Consider the following 272-nt stretch of genomic DNA (forward strand, 5'->3'; position numbering starts at 1 on the left):
GCTCGCGGCAATGCGAAGGCGACACCGCGGGCAGCCAGTCGCCCGTGTCCCAGCGCGTGCGCCGGCCCAGATGCGTCAGCTGGATCATCACCTTCGCGCCGTGCTCGTGACATTCGTCGACGAGATCCTTCATCCACGGCACCACTTCGTCCTTGTACGCGAGGATGTTGTTGAAGACCGGCGGACTGTCCTTCGAAACCGCTGCGGAGCCGGCTGTCATCGTCAATGCGATTCCCGCTTTCGCCCTTTCGACGTGATACGCCCGATAACGC

The 272-nt window shown here is 63.2% G+C and carries 1 protein-coding gene; it reads right to left on the reverse strand.

Annotated elements, in window-relative coordinates:
* Window positions 1-272: oxidoreductase (locus NCR39_RS27730; protein ID WP_502800291.1), on the reverse strand; the 272-nt coding region annotated here is incomplete at both ends.

Source organism: Caballeronia sp. ATUFL_M2_KS44 (assembly GCF_023630965.1).
GTDB classification, from domain to species: domain Bacteria; phylum Pseudomonadota; class Gammaproteobacteria; order Burkholderiales; family Burkholderiaceae; genus Caballeronia; species Caballeronia concitans.